The sequence below is a fragment of the Rathayibacter sp. VKM Ac-2928 genome, from assembly GCF_022815545.1.
Taxonomy (GTDB): domain Bacteria; phylum Actinomycetota; class Actinomycetes; order Actinomycetales; family Microbacteriaceae; genus Rathayibacter; species Rathayibacter festucae.
In genome coordinates this window covers 834,969-849,744 of the sequence record NZ_JALGRU010000002.1, presented here as the reverse complement: position 1 = coordinate 849,744, position 14,776 = coordinate 834,969, and the positions used below count along the sequence as shown (strand labels likewise).

The following is a 14,776-nucleotide window of genomic DNA, read 5'->3' as shown; positions in this document are numbered from 1 at the left end:
TTGGCGGTGCGGGAGGCGAGCTTGCCGTAGTCGTCGGCGTTCATGTGGCCGACCTGCCAGGGGCCGTCCATCTCGTTGCCCAGGCACCACATGCGGATGTCGTGCGGCTCCGGCGACCCGTTCGCGATCCGCTGGTCCGCGAGGAACGTGCCGGCCTTCCCGTTCGCGTACTCGAGGACGTCCAGGGCCTCGAGGACCCCGCGGGTGCCGAGGTTCACGGCGTACATGATCTCGCTGCCGGTGAGCTTCGCCCACTTCGCGAAATCGTCCAGGCCGACCTCGTTGGTCTCGAGGGAGTGCCAGGCCAGATCGCGGCGGCGCGGGCGGTCCTCGCGCGGTCCGACGCCGTCCTCCCACCGGTAGCCGGAGACGAAGTTCCCGCCCGGGTAGCGGACGGTGGTCGAGCCGAGCTCCTTGACCAGCTCGACCACGTCCAGGCGGAAGCCGTCCTCGTTCGCGGTGGGGTGCCCGGGCTCGTAGATCCCGTCGTAGACGCAGCGGCCCAGGTGCTCGACGAACGAGCCGAACAGCCGCGGATTCACGGGGGCGACCACCGCGGCCGGGTCGAGGAAGACGCGCGCGGTCGCGGCGGCGGGGGAGGAGGTGGCGGAGGAGTCGGTCATTCGGGGCCCTTCCGAGGCGTCGGCGGGCTCCGGCCGGGCCGGACGGGGTGATCGTCGGCGATCGCCGCCCGCTGTTTCTAACGTTGTACCGTCGATGGTGCTGGCGCGAGCCGCGGGTGTCAAGGCCGCTGCTCCCCGCCGCCGCCCAGTCGTCCTGTGCTCCACTGGGCGGGTGCCCGCCTCCGACGCCTGCTCCGCCCTCGCCGACCGCGTCGACGCCCTCGCCGCCGCCTCGCCCCGCCCCCGCGTCCTGATCGCCGCGGTCGCGCGCGAGGTCGCCGGAATCCGGCCCTGGCCGCTCGGGCTGATCGACCTCGCCTCCGGCGGCAGCAACCGGATCCGCGGCCGCGGCTTCGCCCAGCCCTACGACGACGACACCCGCGGCCAGGCCCGGCACTTCGCCGGGGTGGCCGGCGCGACGCTGCGCCTCGGCGGCCCGATCGCGCACCTCCTGATGCGCACGGCCGGCGGCGATCACCGCGGCACCGCGGACGACCGCCTCACCGGGCGCGCGGTCGAGTGGAGCCGGCTGCTGCGGCACGGCGAGCTGCCGGTCGCCGAGGCCGGCGACTGGATCCGCCGGGAGATCTGCGCCTGCTGACGCGCGGGCGACCTCGCGCCGCGTGAGCCCCCCGCCCCCCTGCCTGCCTCCTCCCTCCTCCGATCGCCGCGCACCCGGGGCCGTCGGGGCCCCCGTGCCAGGCTGGTGACGACGAGAGGGGACGCGATGGACGCGCGCGAGCACGAGGTCCGCCGGCGGATGGACGCCCACGAGCTGTACGTCGACGCCGGCGAGGGCCTCGAGGCGCTCGAGGAGGAGCGGATCCGCGGCAAGGAGCTCGCCCACGCCTACAACGCGACCCGCCCCCGCGAGGTCGACGAGCGCCGGCGCCTGCTGCACGAGCTGTTCGAGGCGGTCGGCGAGGGCGCCTGGGTCGAGCCGCCGGTGAACGTCGCCTACGGCAACCGGGTCCGCCTGGGCGCGGACGTCTACGTGAACTTCGGGCTGACGCTCGTCGACGACGTCGAGGTCGTCATCGGCGACCGGGTGATGATCGCGCCGAACGTCACGATCAGCACCACCGGGCACCCCGTGCACCCGGAGCTGCGCCGCGACGGCACGCAGTTCTCGGCGCCGGTCGTGATCGAGGACGACGTCTGGATCGGCGCGGGCGCGATCCTGCTGCCCGGCGTGGTGATCGGCGCGGGCTCCGTGGTGGCGGCCGGCGCGGTCGTCACGGCGAGCGTGCCGCCGCTGGTCGTCGCGGGCGGCGTGCCGGCGCGGGTGCTGCGGCCGATCGGCGACGAGGACCGCTCCTGGGAGTGGCGGGCGCCGCGCACGCTCGGCTGATCAGGGGACGCGGGCCGGCCGACGGGGGCGTCGGACTCGGCCGGTAGGCTCCGCGGGTGACACGCACCCGACTGGTCCTGCTCGACGTCGACGGCACGCTCCTGGACGAGGGGGTCGTCGCGCCGTCGGTGCGCGAGGCGATCACCGGCGCCCGGAGCAACGGCCATCTCGTCCTCGTCGCGACCGGCCGCTCGCGTCCCGAGATCCCGCAGCAGGTCCTCGACCTCGGCTTCGACGGGGTCGTCTCGGCGGCCGGCGGCTTCGTCGAGCTCGACGGCGTCCTGCTCGAGTCGCGGACGATGGCGCCCGAGGACGTCGAGGCGATCGCCGGCTTCTTCGAGGCGCACCGGATCGCCTACTCGCTGCAGTCCTACGACGATGTCTTCACGAGCGGAGGGGTGGGCGGCGGCTACGGCACCGTCCCGACGGAGGGCATCGCCAAGGCGACCTTCTTCGGCGAGGACGGCACCGCCTTCGCCCTCGTCCGCGAGGGCCTCGGCGACCGCTTCCACGTGATCACCGGCACGATCCCGTCCCTCGGCGACGCCGGTGGCGAGGTCAGCGTCCGCGGCGTCGACAAGGGCAGCGCGCTGGTGCGACTGGCCGAGCGCCTCGGCCACCCGCTGGCCGACACGATGGCGATCGGCGACAGCTCGAACGACGTCGAGATGCTGGCGGCAGCGGGCCTGGGCATCGCGATGGGGAACGCCTCCGCCGCGGCCCTCGCCGCCGCCGACGAGGTCACCGCCTCCGTGCGCGAGGACGGCGTCCTGGCGGCGTTCCGGCGGCACGGCCTGCTCTGAGACCGGCGGGCTGCGCGCCCGTGACTTTGACAATCGTTATCAATAGTCGCTACCGTGTCAGCATCCCGACCGCCCCGCTCCAGACCCAGATCGGCTCACCCGTGAAGACCCGCTCCCTCGCCCTCGTCGCGCTGCTCGGCAGCACCGCGCTCGCCCTCTCGGCGTGCTCCGGCACGGCCTCCTCGACCGGCTCCTCCGGCGCGGAGGGCAAGGTCGCCGTCGTCGCGTCGACCGACGTCTACGGCGACCTGGTCCGGAGCATCGGCGGCGACATGGTCGACGTCACGAGCATCATCGACAGCCCGGACAAGGACCCGCACGAGTACGAGGCGACGGCCCGCGACCAGCTCGCCCTCTCGAACGCGGCGCTCGTGATCGAGAACGGCGGCGGCTACGACGCCTTCGTCGATACCATGATCGACGCCTCCGGCTCGACCGCCCCCGTGATCACCGCCACCGTCGTCGCCGGGCTCGAGGAGGAGCACGACCACGAGGACGAGGGCGCCGACGCCGATCACGACGAGGCCGGCCACGAGCACGCCGAGTACAACGAGCACGTCTGGTACGACCTGTCCGCCGTCCGGGAGATGGTCACGTCGATCGCCGACGAGCTGTCCACGATCGACGCGGACAACGCCGCGACCTACGCCGAGAACGCCGAGGCCCTCGGCGGCTCCCTCGACGCCCTGATCGACCGCGAGGCCGAGCTGAAGGGCACGCTCGGCGGCCGCTCGATCGCCATCACCGAGCCCGTCCCGCTCTACCTGACCGACGCGCTCGGCCTGGTCAACGCGACTCCGGAGGCGTTCAGCGAGGCGGTCGAGGAGGGCACCGACGTCCCCGCGACCACCCTGCAGGAGACGCTCGCCCTCTTCTCCGACGGCACCGTCGACGCGCTCGTCTTCAACGAGCAGACCGAGAGCTCGCAGACCCAGGCCGTGCTCGACGCGGCGGAGTCGGCCGGCGTCCCGACCGTCGGCGTCACCGAGACGCTGCCCGAGGGCGACGATTACGTGACCTGGATGACCGCCAACCTCGACGCCCTCGAGGGAGCCCTCTCGTCGTGACGCCACCCTCCTCGACCCCATCCGGTCCGTCGTCAGCGCCCGCCTCCTCGGAGGCGGGCCTTTCGGCGTCCGTGCTGCAGCTGCGCGGCGCCGGCCTGCGCTTCGGCGACCGCGAGCTCTGGGGCGGCGTCGACCTCGACGTGCGGGCCGGCGAGTTCGTCGCGGTGCTCGGCGCCAACGGCTCCGGCAAGACCAGCCTCCTCCGCGCGGTCCTCGGCCAGCAGCCGCTCAGCAGCGGCGAGCTGCGCGTCCTCGGCGAGCCCGTGCACCGCGGCAACCGCCGCATCGGCTACATCCCGCAGCAGAAGCTCGCCGACGAGGGGACCCCGCTGCGCGCCCGCGACCTGATCGGCCTCGGCATCGACGGCCACCGCTTCGGCCTGCCGCTGCCGTCGCGCTCGCGTCGCGCGCAGGTCGACGCTCTGCTCGCCTCCGTCGGCGCCACCGACTACGCCGACGCGCCGATCGGCAGCCTCTCCGGCGGCGAGCAGCAGCGCGTCCGGGTCGGCCAGGCGCTCGCCGGCGACCCGGCCCTGCTGCTCTGCGACGAGCCGCTGATCGCCCTCGACCTCGCGCACCAGCGCGCGGTCAGCGAGCTGATCGACCGGCACCGGCGCGAGCGGAACCTCGGCGTGCTCTTCGTCACCCACGACGTGAATCCGGTGCTCGGGATGGTCGACCGGGTGCTCTACCTGGCCGGCGGCCGCTTCCGGATCGGCACCCCCGACGAGGTGCTGCGCTCCGAGGTGCTCAGCGAGCTCTACGACGCGCCGGTCGACGTGATCCGCGCGCGCGGCCGCGTCATCGTGGTCGGCGCCCCCGACCACTCGCACGTGCACGAGCACGAGGAGGAGCGCGCATGACCGACGACGTCTGGTCGCAGATCTTCGACTTCTCCGATTACGGCGCGCTGCTCGCGCTGCTGCTGAACTCCGTGATCGCGGGCGCCGTCCTCGGCGTCGTCGGCGGGCTGATCGGCGTCTTCGTGATGTCGCGGGACATGGCCTTCGCCGTGCACGGGATCAGCGAGCTGTCCTTCGCAGGCGCCTCGGCCGGGCTGCTGCTCGGCGTCGGCGTGGTGCAGGGCTCGATCGTCGGCTCGCTGGTCGCGGCGCTGCTGATCGGGCTGCTCGGCTCGCGCGCCCGCGACCGCAACTCGATCATCGCCGTGCTGATGCCGTTCGGCCTGGGCCTCGGGATCCTCTGCCTCGCGCTGTACCCGGGGCGGAGCGCGAACAAGTTCGGCCTGCTCACCGGGCAGATCGTCGCGGTCGACGACCCGCAGCTGGGCTGGCTGATCGCGATCTCGGTCGTCGTCGTGATCGGGCTCGCGCTGATCTGGCGTCCGCTGACCTTCGCGAGCGTCGACGCCGACGTGGCGGCCGCGCGCGGCATCCCGACCCGGGCGCTCTCGATCGTGTTCATGCTGCTGCTCGGCCTCGCCGTGGCGGTGTCGGTGCAGATCGTCGGCTCGCTGCTGGTGCTCGCGATCCTGGTGACGCCCGCGGCCGCGGCGCTGCGGATCTCCGCGTCGCCGGTGCTCGTGCCGCTGCTCAGCGTGCTCTTCGCCGTCGGTGCGCTGGTCGGCGGGATCCTGCTCGCGCTCGGCGGCTCCGTGCCGATCAGCCCCTACGTGACCACGATCTCGTTCACGATCTACGTCGTCTGCCGGATCATCGGCCGCAAGGGCGTGCGGCGGCCCTCGCGCCGGCGCTCGCCGGTCGCGGTCGGGGCGGGGGTATAGCGTGGCGCGGGTCGTGAAACGGGAAGGCGGACCGGTGGTCAAGCGGAACACGTGGCAGCGCGAGGCCGTGCGCGAGGCGCTCACTCAGCGCGAGGACTTCGTCAGCGCCCAGGGGCTGCACAGCGCCCTGCACGCCTCGGGCTCGCCGATCGGCCTGGCGACGGTCTACCGCGCGCTGTCCGACCTCGCGGTCGAGGGCGAGGCCGACTCGCTGCAGTCGCCGGACGGCGAGAGCCTCTACCGCGCCTGCACCCCGGGCACCCACCACCACCACCTGATCTGCCGGCGCTGCGGGCTGACCGTCGAGATCGCCGCGGACGCGGTGGAGACCTGGGCGCACAGCGTCGCGGCGCAGAACGGCTTCACCGACGCGCACCACGTCGTGGACGTCTTCGGGCTGTGCGCGGAGTGCACGCGGGCGGTCGCCGCGGCGGAGTGACGCCGCCGGCCCCGGGCTCGAGGGTCCGGTCGCGGCTCAGGCCGGCAGGAAGATCCCGGCCGCCCGGTCCTTGACGACGGCGCCGGCCGGCAGCACCCGCCCGCTCATCGCGAGGTAGACGCCCGGCGGCAGCAGCTGCACCGCCGCGACGGCCGCGCCGAGGTTGAAGGCGGCGTCGCTGTCGCGCATCCGCGCGGGCTGCATCGCGCCGGTCAGCACGACGACCCGGTCGCGGACCGCGCCGAGCGCCTCGGCGGTGAGCGTCATCGTGTCGGTGCCGTGGGTGAGGACGATGCGGTCCTCCTCCGCCGAGAGCACGCGCTCGCGGATCAGCGCGCGGTCGGCGTCGTCGAGGTCGAGGCTGTCCTTCCGCAGGACCTCCTCGACGCGGAACTCGAGCGTCGACAGCACGGGCTCGAGCAGGCGCGGGATCGTCGGCGCCCCGATCTCGAGCTCGCCCGCGAGCGAGTACTCCTTGTCGATGGTTCCGCCGGTGGTGAGGACGAGGATGCGGTCTGACACCCGATCAGACTAGGCCGGGCCTCCGACACGGCACATCCGTGCGGTTCGGGCGCTGCCGGGCACTCCGGCCCGCTCGATCGGGAACGATGGGGGGATGGCCTCCTCCACTCCGTCCCTGATCCGCACCGGCGCCAAGGTCCTCCTCGGCTCCGCCCTCGTCTTCGCGGGCGTCAGTCACCTGACCCGCGCGCGCGAGGAGTTCCAGGCGCAGGTGCCGGAGTGGGTGCCGCTGGACAAGGACACGGTCGTGCTCGCGTCCGGCGTCGTGGAGATCGGCCTCGGCGCCTCGCTGGTGCTCGCGCGCCGCCGGGCGCCGCTGGTGGGCGCGGCGGCGGCCGCCTTCTTCACCGCGATCTTCCCGGGCAACGTCTCGCAGTACCTCACGAAGACCAGCGCGTTCGGCCTCGACACCGATCGCAAGCGTGCCGTCCGGCTGGTCTTCCAGCCGCTGCTGGTGGCCTGGGCGCTCTGGTCGACGCGCCGGCCGCAGCGCTGATCGGCGCTGCTCCCGCAGAACATCGGCTGAGAGCACGTCTCATCGCCGATCGCCGATGACGCGGCCTCTCAGCTGATGTTCTGCTCGCCGTCCGGCTCCAGCAGCGGTGCCAGCAGCTCCTCGATCGCTCGCCGGGCCCCCGCGGCGTCGCCCGCGGCGATCGACTCGACCAGCAGGGAGTGCTCGCGGGCGTGCCGGTCCTCCTCGCCGACGACGTCGTCCTGCAGCACCGTCTCGAAGAGGCCGGTCAGCCCGTCGTAGAGCTCGAGGAACAGCGCGTTGTGCGTGGCGGCGACGACCGCGCGGTGCAGCGCGGTGTCGGTCGCGGTCCGCTCGGCGAGGTCGTGTCCCTCCCAGGAGCGGGTGCGCGCGGCGAGCAGCGCCTGCAGCGTCTCGACGTCCTCCGCGGTCCGGCGCTCGGCCGCGAGGGCCGCGGTCGCCCCGTCGATCGCGAAGCGCAGCTCCAGGCCGTCGCGCCGCTCGGCGCTCGGCAGCCGCCTCCGGAGCGACGTGGTGAGCTGCGAGCGCGCGATCACGAAGGTGCCGCGCCCCTGCTCCCGCCGCACCAGCCCCGACTGCACGAGCGTCTGCACCGCCTCGCGCACGGAGTTCCGCCCGGCGCCGCTCCAGCGCACCAGCTCCGGCTCCGTCGGGATCCGCGCGCCGACGGCCCACCGGCCGGAGCGGATCTCCTCGTGGAAGAGCGCCGTGACGTGGTCGATGACGCTCTCGCGGCGGAACGGCTCCGGTGTGCGGAGGTCGACCGATCGGGGCTCCGGCGCGCTAGGCTCGGTGGGATTCATCCCATCATCCTACCCAGGGCAGGCCGCCATGACGTCCACCGTCGTCACCCCGCAGAGGACCGCGCTCCTCGCACTCGCCGCGATCGTGATGACGGCGCTCAACCTCCGGACGGCCGTCACCGGCTTCAGCCCGCTGCTCGAGACGATCGGCGCCGACCTCGGCTTCGGCCCCTCGCTCTACGGCGCGTTCGGCACCATCGTCACCGCGTCCTTCGCCGTCTTCGGCGTGGTCGCCGCCGCGGCCGCCCGCCGCTTCGGCCTCGAGCGCACGCTCGCCGTCGCGACGCTGATGACCACCGCGGGCCTGGTGCTCCGTGCGCTGAGCCCGAGCCCGCTCGCGCTGGTGCTCTCCTCCGTCGTCGCCTTCGCCGGAGTGGGCACCTCGAACGTCCTGATCGTGCCGATCGTGAAGCGCTACTTCGCCGACCGGCTGAAGACCATCAGCTCGCTCTACCTCGCGCTGCTGCAGACCGGCCAGTTCGTCGCCCCGCTGGTCGCCGTCCCGCTCGCCTCGGCCCTCGACTGGCGCTTCGCCGTCGGCGTCTGGGCGGCGCTGACCGCCGTCGCCTGCCTGCTCTGGGCGGCGCTCGCCCGGCGCAGGGAGGCCGGCACCGCCGCGGCCGCCGCGCCCACCCGGCTCGCCGGCGCCTGGCGCACCCGCCTGCTCTGGGCGATGGTGCTGATGCTCGGGATGACCGCGCTGAACACCTACGCGATCATCACCTGGCTGCCGACGATCCTCGTCGACGCCGGCGCGGACCCGGCCCAGGGCGGGGCGCTGCTCGCCCTCTTCTCGATCTTCGGCCTCGGCGCGGCCTTCGTCGTCCCGCCGCTGACCCTCGGGATGCGGAACCCCTCGATCGTGGTCGTCGTCTGCGTCGCGCTGCTCGCCGTCGGCTACGTCGGCCTGCTGGTCGCGCCGCTGGCCGGCGCCGTCGCCTGGGTGGTCTGCCTGGGTCTGGGCGTCAGCACCTTCCCGATGACGCTCACGCTCGTCAACGCCCGGACCCGCAGCACGGCCGGCTCCTCGGTGCTCTCCGGGGCGACGCAGGGCCTCGGCTACGCGCTCGCCTGCGCCGGGCCGCTGCTGATCGGCCTGCTCTACGAGGCGCAGGGGAGCTGGACCGGCTCGTACGTCCTGCTGCTGGCGAGCCTCGTGGTGCTGCTGCTCAGCGGACTCGCGGCGAGCCGGCCGCGCTTCCTCGAGGACGAGGCCGCGGCGCGCTGACCTCCGCGAGCTCCACCTCCGCCGGCTCCACCTCCGCCAGCGCCAGCGCCGCGATCACCCGGCTCAGCCCGAAGCGCCAGGCGCTCTCGACGTCGCCGCCGAGGGTGAACGCCCCGTTGATCTCCATCCCGATGAAGCCGGTGCTCCAGGCGGTGAGGGTGCGCGCGGCCTCGAGCGCGTGCTCCTGGCCCGCGAGCCCGGCGGCGACGCGGAGGACGGAGGCGCTCGCCGCGTCCCGGAACTGCTGCCGGGCCACCGGGGTACCGGGCGCCGGCGCCATCACCAGGAGGAAGGCGGCGGGCCGCTCGCGGCCGAACGCGCGGAAGGCGCCGGCGAGCTCGGCGGCGTCCTCGATCGGCTCGACGCGCGCGGCGAGCTCGCCCAGCGTCGCCTCGGCGACCAGGCGCAGCAGGGGGTCGCGGCCCTCGACCCGCTTGTAGAGCGAGGGGGCGCGCACGCCGACGCGCTGCGCGACGGCCTGCATCGTCACGCCGGCGAGCCCCTCCTCCTCCAGGATCTGGGCGGCGGCGCGGACGATCGCGTCGAGGGAGGTGCGCTCGGGAGTGGGCATGCTCTCCACTATAGCTATTGACAGTAGCCATGATGGCTAGGTACCGTAGCCATCATGGAACTCGCCCCCCACCTCCGCCGCATCGGCTCGGACATCGTCGCCGCCTACCTCGTCCACACGCCCGAGGGCGTGACCCTCATCGACGCCGGCCTGCCCCGGCTCTGGCCCGAGCTGCTCGCCGAGCTGGCGGCGATCGGCCGCTCCGTCGACGACGTCAGGGGAGTCGTGCTCACCCACGGCGACTCCGACCACATCGGCTTCGCCGAGCGGCTCCGGCGCGAGCACGGCGTGCCCGTCTTCGTGCACGAGGCCGACGCCGAGCGCGCGAAGGGCGGGAAGAAGCCCGCGAACGGGAAGCAGTCGATGAAGATCGGCGCACTGGTCGGCTTCCTCGGCTACTTCCTGCGGAAGGGCGGCGCGCGCGTGCCCCCGCTGACCGAGGTCGTGACGGTGCGGGACGGCGAGACGCTCGACCTCCCGGGTGCTCCGCGGATCATCGGACTGCCCGGCCACTCCGCCGGCAGCATCGCGGTGCACGTGCCGATCGCCGACGCCGTGTTCGTCGGCGACGGCCTCACGACGCGCCACGTGCTGACCGGCGCGACCGGGCCGGCTCCCGCGCCGTTCACCGACGAGCCGGAGCAGGCGCTCGCCTCGCTGCAGCACCTGCTGCCCACCGGTGCCACCTGGGTGCTGCCCGGCCACGGCGCGCCGTGGGGCGGGGGAGTGGCGGCCGCGGTGGCGGCGGCGACCCGCGCCTAGGCGGAGCGCGCGGGGGCGTGTCGAGCGGCGGAGCCGCTTCGCGTCCCGGTGGTGAGAAAGAGGACGCGGAGACGGCTCACTTCATGCTGGTCGAGTAGCCCCGCAGGGGCGTATCGAGACCCGACGTCCCCAGCAGGGCGGGTCTGCAGACTCAGCTTCTGACGCAGGTGGATCTCGATACGTCCGCTGCGCGGCCTACTCGATCAGCATGCGCTTCCCCCTGCCCGCGAGGTGATCGCCGGAGGCGCCCCCTCCGCTCGCTAGGACGCGGGGACCAGGTTCCAGCGCGCCGTCAGCAGCTCGACGCCCTTGTCGAACGTCGTCGACCACGCCGTCGCGTCGTGCGCGCTGTCCGGCACCTCGAGGTAGGTGGTGTCCATCCCGGCGGCCTGCGCGGCGGCGTGCAGGGTCTGCACTCCGGCGAGGAACGAGGTGTCGTTCGCGCCGACGCCGAAGACCGCGAACGAGTCCTTGTAGGGCGCGTTCTTCGCGAGGATCGCCGCGGGCTTGGCCGCCTCGTACGCCGCCGCGTCGCCGCCGAAGCCCTGCTGGATGGTGGTCGCGTCGTCGCCGAGCGTCGGGGCGAGCTCGCCGGACGCGTCGACGATGTTGCCGAAGAGCTGCGGGTAGCCGGCGCCGAGCTGGATCGCGCAGGTGCCGCCCTGCGAGAGGCCGCCGATCGCCCAGTCGTGCGCGTCGCCGAGGACCGGGAGGTTGGCGCGGATCCAGTTCGGCACGTCGACGGTGAGGTAGGTCGCTGACTTCCCGAGCGGCGAGTCGACGCACATCGGGTTCGCCGTCGGGTCGCCGAGCTGGTCGGGCGAGACCACGATCGGCGCGAGGCCGGCGTGCGCGGCCGCGTAGGTGTCCAGGGTCTGCTGCAGGTGCTCGACGGCGAGCGGGTCGGACGGCGAGCCCGGCTGGCCGGAGAGCATCACCATCACGGGCAGCAGCGGCGGGTTCTCGGTCAGCGCGGCCGGCGGGAGGTAGACGACGGCGTCGCGGGCGGGGAAGCCGGACTGCGTCGCGGGGATCGCCACGTTCGTGACGCTGCCCGCGGTCGGCATGCCCGCCGGGGCGGTCCAGGTGTCGAGCGAGGCGTGGTCGCCGGCGGGTGTCGCGATCGGCTCGGCCACCGTCGGGTAGGCGCTGATGCCGAGGAGGCTGCGGACGGTGGGGTACTGGCCGAAGTCGATGTTGACGGTCATCGCCGCGGTCGCCACGACGAGGACCCCGACGAGCGCCGAGGCCAGCACCCGCCGTCTGCGCCGGTGCGCGAGGGCGTGGCCGAGGGCGAGCAGCGCCACGGCGAGTCCGCCCAGGCCGAGCCCGATCCAGACGCGGGTGACGGGCGTGAAGTCGACGCCGAAGGGGCCGCCGGTGCCGCCGAGTAGACCGCCGAGCGCCCAGCCGACCAGCAGGCCGAGGAGCAGGACCGCCGCTGCCAGCGCCAGGCGGCGGCGGCGTCCGCGGCGGGCCGAGCGCGCGAAGGCGAGGACCAGCAGGAGCAGGGCGAGACCCGAGACCGCGTAGACGGCGATCACCACCGGACCGGAGACGAGGCTGAGCCCGAGGAGTGTGTTCATGGGGTCGATCCGGTCGTCGAGGGGCGGGGTCGCGCGGGGCGCGGCGGCGGTCAGTCTGGCGCCGACGTCTGGGTGCGCTCTGGATGATCGCTGGACGGATCGAGAGGCTGGCGGGGCTCCTCCCCAGCCGCTCGTTCTGCGATGCTCCCACCGACCGGGCGCAACCCCGCGCGGCGCGCCTCCGCCGCCGCCTACCGTGGAGATGCAGCAAGCCGCCTCCGGCGCCCTCACGAAGGAGCTCGACCATGACGCAGAACCTCCGCACCCCCGCCTCCGGAGCCCGCGCATGAGCCGCGGCGTCGCCGTCGTCACCGGTGGCACCGCCGGTCTCGGCCGCGCCACCGTCCGCGAGCTGGCCTCGCGCGGCTGGGACGTCGCCGTGCTCGCCCGCGGTGAGGACGGACTCGCGGCCACTCTGGCCGAGATCGAGCAGGCCGGCCGCCGTGGTCTGACCATCCCGACCGACGTCGCCGACCGCGAGGCGGTCGAGTCGGCGGCCGACCGCATCGAGGCCGAGCTCGGGCCGATCGAGCTCTGGGTCAACGACGCGATGGTCGGCGTCTTCGGCGAGTTCCTCTCGACCGACCCGGCCGACTTCGAGCGCGCCGTCGCGGTGAACTTCTTCGGCTTCGTCAACGGCACCCGCGCGGCGCTCTCGCGGATGACTCCGCGCGGCCGCGGCCACGTCATCCAGGTCGGCTCGGCGCTCGCGCACCGGGGCATCCCGCTCCAGGCCGCGTACTGCGCCTCGAAGTTCGGCGCCCGCGGCTTCACCGAGGCGGTCACCGCCGAGCTCCTGCACTCCAAGAGCAGGATCAAGCTGTCCGAGGTCGACATGCCGGCGCTCAACACCATCCAGTTCAACTGGGTGAAGTCGCAGCTGCCGCACCACCCGCAGCCGGTGCCGCCGATCTACGAGCCCGAGGTCGGCGCGATCGCGATCGCCGACGTCGCCGACAAGCCGCGCCGCCGCACCTGGGTCGGCGAGCCGACCGCGGGCACCATCCTGGGCGACCGCTTCGCCGGCGCCTTCATGGACTGGTACCTGGCCCGCAGCGCCTTCGACGGACAGCAGGCGCCGGACAAGAAGGAGCCGATGCTCCCGAACAACGTCTACGAGCCGGTCCCGGGCGACCACGGCGCCCGCGGCCTCTTCAGCGACCGCGCGCACACGATGACGCCGCAGATCTGGATGATCCGCCACCGCGCCGCGAGCTACGCCGGTGCGGCCGTGCTCGGCGCGGCCGGCCTGGTCGGCGCGGTCGCGGCCCTGCGGAGGAAGTGACGTGGTCGACGCCGTCGTCGTCGGCTCCGGCCCCAACGGGCTCTCCGCCGCGGTCACCCTCGCCCGCGCCGGGCTCTCGGTCGCGGTCTACGAGCGCAACGAGACCCTGGGCGGCGGCGCTCGGACCGCCAAGCTGACGCTGCCCGGCTTCCACCACGACATCGGCTCGGCCGTGCACCCGATGGCGCTCGCCTCCGGGTTCTTCCGCCGGTTCCAGCTCGACCGGCGGATCGACCTGCGGCTGCCCGAGATCTCCTACGCGCACCCGCTCGACGGCGGCCGCTCGGGCATCGCCTACCGCGACCTCGAGCGGACCGCCGCGGCGCTGGGGCGCGACGGTGCGGCGTGGCGCTCCCTGATGGGTCCGCTCGCGGAGCGCGCCGACCGCGTCGCGGGCTTCACCAACGACGCCCTGCTGAAGATCCCGACCGACCCCTCGGTGCTGCTCCGCTTCGGCCTGCGCGTGCTCGAGCAGGGCTCGCCGCTCTGGAACGCGCGGTTCCGCGAGGAGGTCGCGCCCGCCATGTTCGCGGGGGTCGCGGCGCACGCGATCCGGCCGATGCCGAGTCCGTCCACGGCCGCCGCGGCGCTCGCGCTCGGCTCCTACGCGCACGCGCGCGGCTGGCCGGTGCCGATCGGCGGCAGCCAGGCGATCGTCGACGCGATGGCGGACGACCTCCGCGCTCACGGCGGCACCATCGAGACCGGAGTGGAGATCACCTCGCTCTCCCAGCTGCCGAGCGCGCGCGCCGTGCTGCTCGATCTCACGCCGAGGGCGCTCCTCGCGCTCGCCGGCGACCGCCTGCCCGGCCCGTACGCGTCGGCGCTGGCGATGTTCCGCTACGGCAACGGCGTCGCCAAGGTCGACTTCGCGCTCGACGGACCCGTCCCCTGGACCGACCCGGAGCTCGCCGGGGCCGGCACCCTGCACGTCGGCGGCACCCGCGCCGAGATCGCCGCGGCCGAGCGCGACGTCGTCCAGGGACGGCACAGCGAGAACCCGTACGTGCTCGTGGCGCAGCCCTCGGTGCTGGACCCGACCCGCGCGCCGGAGGGCAAGCAGGTCCTCTGGGCGTACACGCACGTGCCGCGCGACTCGCCGGCGCACCAGCGCGAGGCGATCACCGCCCAGATCGAGCGTTTCGCCCCGGGCTTCCGCGACCGCGTCCTCGCCGTGTCCTCGATGACGGCCCGCGACATGCAGGCCTGGAATCCCAACTACATCGGCGGCGACATCGCGGCCGGAGCGGCGAGCGTCGCGCAGCTGCTCTCGCGGCCGATCCCCTCCTCCGACCCGTGGCGCACGCCCGCGAAGGGGCTCTACCTCTGCTCGTCCTCGACGCCGCCCGGCCCGGGCGTGCACGGGATGGCCGGCTGGCACGCCGCCCGCAGCGCGCTCCGGCACGAGTTCGGGATCCGGCGGGCGCCCGATCTGTCGCCCTCACCCGATCGGACCCGCTCGTCCGATCTGGCACCCTGAGGGTCGGGCGGCACGA

General features: G+C 74.1%; 16 protein-coding genes and 1 pseudogene. 12 read left to right on the top strand and 5 right to left on the bottom strand.

All coding sequences use genetic code 11. The features are described from left to right. Positions 1-623 (bottom strand): annotated as a pseudogene (locus MT350_RS11500) (alpha-L-arabinofuranosidase); the annotation flags it as partial. A gap of 172 nt (positions 624-795) precedes the next feature. On the opposite strand from MT350_RS11500, the gene MT350_RS11495 reads away from it, so the two are divergent. From MT350_RS11495 to MT350_RS11465, 7 genes are all read left to right on the top strand, one after another. Next, the gene (locus MT350_RS11495; protein WP_243600338.1) at positions 796-1,224 is read left to right on the top strand and encodes a hypothetical protein; all 429 of its coding nucleotides are present in this window, start codon (positions 796-798) and stop codon (positions 1,222-1,224) included. Positions 1,225-1,350: 126 nt separating this feature from the next. Beyond that, entirely contained in the window at positions 1,351-1,974 is a 624-nt protein-coding gene (locus MT350_RS11490) for a DapH/DapD/GlmU-related protein (protein ID WP_243600339.1), read from the top strand. A 56-nt stretch (positions 1,975-2,030) separates the two neighbouring features. After that, a complete protein-coding gene (locus tag MT350_RS11485) occupies positions 2,031-2,777 on the top strand; it encodes an HAD hydrolase family protein (RefSeq protein WP_123701422.1) in 747 nt (248 codons plus the stop codon). A 101-nt stretch (positions 2,778-2,878) separates the two neighbouring features. Then, on the top strand, positions 2,879-3,844 hold the full coding sequence (locus MT350_RS11480) for a metal ABC transporter solute-binding protein, Zn/Mn family (RefSeq protein ID WP_243600340.1): 966 nt from the start codon (positions 2,879-2,881) through the stop codon (positions 3,842-3,844). A gap of 71 nt (positions 3,845-3,915) precedes the next feature. Then, a complete protein-coding gene (locus MT350_RS11475; RefSeq protein ID WP_243587249.1) occupies positions 3,916-4,707 on the top strand; it encodes a metal ABC transporter ATP-binding protein in 792 nt (263 codons plus the stop codon). After that, positions 4,704-5,588, top strand: a complete 885-nt coding sequence (locus MT350_RS11470) for a metal ABC transporter permease (protein ID WP_243600341.1) — start codon at positions 4,704-4,706, stop codon at positions 5,586-5,588. Before MT350_RS11475 ends, MT350_RS11470 begins: the two co-directional genes overlap by 4 nt. 34 nt (positions 5,589-5,622) lie before the next feature. Further along, a complete protein-coding gene (locus MT350_RS11465) occupies positions 5,623-6,027 on the top strand; it encodes a Fur family transcriptional regulator (RefSeq protein ID WP_123734752.1) in 405 nt (134 codons plus the stop codon). A gap of 36 nt (positions 6,028-6,063) precedes the next feature. Here the strand turns inward: MT350_RS11465 and MT350_RS11460 are convergent, their stop codons facing one another. Further along, positions 6,064-6,549, bottom strand: coding sequence for an asparaginase domain-containing protein (locus MT350_RS11460; protein WP_123444686.1), 486 nt, complete (start codon positions 6,547-6,549; stop codon positions 6,064-6,066). 94 nt (positions 6,550-6,643) lie between these two features. On the opposite strand from MT350_RS11460, the gene MT350_RS11455 reads away from it, so the two are divergent. Next, on the top strand, positions 6,644-7,045 hold the full coding sequence (locus MT350_RS11455) for a hypothetical protein (protein ID WP_243600342.1): 402 nt from the start codon (positions 6,644-6,646) through the stop codon (positions 7,043-7,045). A gap of 68 nt (positions 7,046-7,113) precedes the next feature. Here MT350_RS11455 and MT350_RS11450 read toward each other — a convergent pair whose 3' ends face one another. Then, a complete protein-coding gene (locus MT350_RS11450; protein ID WP_243600343.1) occupies positions 7,114-7,848 on the bottom strand; it encodes a FadR/GntR family transcriptional regulator in 735 nt (244 codons plus the stop codon). Between the two features lie 28 nt (positions 7,849-7,876). Between MT350_RS11450 and MT350_RS11445 the strand changes: the two genes are divergently transcribed. After that, complete coding sequence (locus MT350_RS11445) at positions 7,877-9,076, top strand: CynX/NimT family MFS transporter (RefSeq protein WP_243600344.1); 1,200 nt, start codon at positions 7,877-7,879, stop codon at positions 9,074-9,076. Here the strand turns inward: MT350_RS11445 and MT350_RS11440 are convergent. Continuing rightward, on the bottom strand, positions 9,018-9,647 hold the full coding sequence (locus MT350_RS11440; protein ID WP_243600345.1) for a TetR/AcrR family transcriptional regulator: 630 nt from the start codon (positions 9,645-9,647) through the stop codon (positions 9,018-9,020). The two genes, MT350_RS11445 and MT350_RS11440, sit on opposite strands and share 59 nt — an antisense overlap. Positions 9,648-9,701: 54 nt before the next feature. Here MT350_RS11440 and MT350_RS11435 point away from each other — a divergent pair, with 54 nt between their 5' ends. After that, positions 9,702-10,409, top strand: a complete 708-nt coding sequence (locus MT350_RS11435; protein ID WP_243600346.1) for an MBL fold metallo-hydrolase — start codon at positions 9,702-9,704, stop codon at positions 10,407-10,409. A gap of 260 nt (positions 10,410-10,669) precedes the next feature. Here the strand turns inward: MT350_RS11435 and MT350_RS11430 are convergent, their stop codons facing one another. Further along, positions 10,670-11,995: an esterase family protein gene (locus MT350_RS11430; RefSeq protein ID WP_123734761.1), complete on the bottom strand. Its 1,326-nt coding sequence runs from the start codon at positions 11,993-11,995 to the stop codon at positions 10,670-10,672. 286 nt (positions 11,996-12,281) lie between these two features. Here MT350_RS11430 and MT350_RS11425 point away from each other — a divergent pair, with 286 nt between their 5' ends. Then, positions 12,282-13,280: an SDR family oxidoreductase gene (locus tag MT350_RS11425; RefSeq protein WP_123734762.1), complete on the top strand. Its 999-nt coding sequence runs from the start codon at positions 12,282-12,284 to the stop codon at positions 13,278-13,280. Between the two features lies 1 nt (position 13,281). Further along, positions 13,282-14,760 carry an NAD(P)/FAD-dependent oxidoreductase gene (locus tag MT350_RS11420; RefSeq protein ID WP_243600347.1) on the top strand — a complete coding sequence of 493 codons (1,479 nt, stop codon included), beginning with the start codon at positions 13,282-13,284 and terminating at the stop codon, positions 14,758-14,760. Positions 14,761-14,776: the final 16 nt, after the last annotated feature.